Origin of the sequence: Photorhabdus hindustanensis, assembly GCF_002968995.1 — a bacterium.
Classification (GTDB): domain Bacteria; phylum Pseudomonadota; class Gammaproteobacteria; order Enterobacterales; family Enterobacteriaceae; genus Photorhabdus; species Photorhabdus akhurstii.
In genome coordinates, this window is the sequence record NZ_PUWT01000221.1 from 1 (window position 1) to 977 (window position 977).

A 977-nucleotide genomic window follows, 5' to 3' on the forward strand; every position below is an offset into this window, starting at 1 on the left:
CCTTGCGCTGGATGTTGAACGCCGCATTGATATCGCGGTCATGTTCGACTCGACAGAAAGGGCATTGCCAGAGCCGCTTACGCAGCGGCATTTCCAGCATTTTGTGACCGCAGCAATGGCAGGTTTTCGAACTGGCGAACCACTGATCCAGTTTGACCAGATGGACGCCTGCCGCTGCGGCTTTGTATTCCAGTTTCTTGATGAAGCCATGCCAGCCCGCATCCCCGATAGCGCGGGCAAGGTGGTGATTCTTCATCATGTTGGCCGATTTCAGCGTCTCAACAATTATCGCTTGGTTTTCGTCAACCATTGAACGAGACAGTTTGTGTTGAAGATCGGCGCGGGCATTCGCTACCCGCTCATGTACGGCGGCAAGCCTCTGTCGTGCTTTACGGCGGTTGGCGCCGCCTTTTTGTTTCCGGGAGAGGGCCTTCTGTTTACGCCTCAGATTACGGCCGGCATTGATAAGATGACGGGGATTAGCCATCTTATCTCCGCTGGATTTGACAGCGTAGTGAGATAATCCCATATCCAAACCTGTCATCTGGGTTATCAAAGCGGGCTTCGCGGGCGCGGCCAGGCCGTCATCACAGAGTATCGAGGCGTAGTATTTACCGGTGGCTGAACGGCTCAGCGTAATGCTTTTCACCTCTCCGGTCATTTCACGGTGCAGACGGGCTTCTATCGGCGATAATTTGGGTATTTTTTATTGCCCCGTCCAACACCTTCACCCCGACACAATGATAGCTGGACTGCCTGCCATGCTTGCGTTTGAATGTCGGGAAGCGCGCTTTCAGCTTCGGATTAAAAAAGTGGGAAAACGCCATATCGAGGTTAATCACCGCCTGCTGCAAGGCGATGGAATCATACGCTTTGAGCCAGGCATACCGGCGGGATTTTTTCGCCACTGACAGTAAGGGTTTGAGGTCTTTACGCGGGCTGAGGTTCACCCCGTGGCGTTGATGAGCGTGCTTCTT

The 977-nt window shown here is 53.6% G+C and carries 1 protein-coding gene and 1 pseudogene; both read right to left on the bottom strand.

The window, feature by feature from the left end:
• Positions 1–649 (bottom strand): RNA-guided endonuclease InsQ/TnpB family protein (locus C6H66_RS25480; RefSeq protein WP_248000838.1); only part of this gene is annotated, 649 nt, incomplete at its 3' end.
• 106 nt (positions 650–755) lie between these two features.
• Positions 756–977 (bottom strand): annotated as a pseudogene (locus tag C6H66_RS27205) (RNA-guided endonuclease TnpB family protein); the annotation flags it as partial.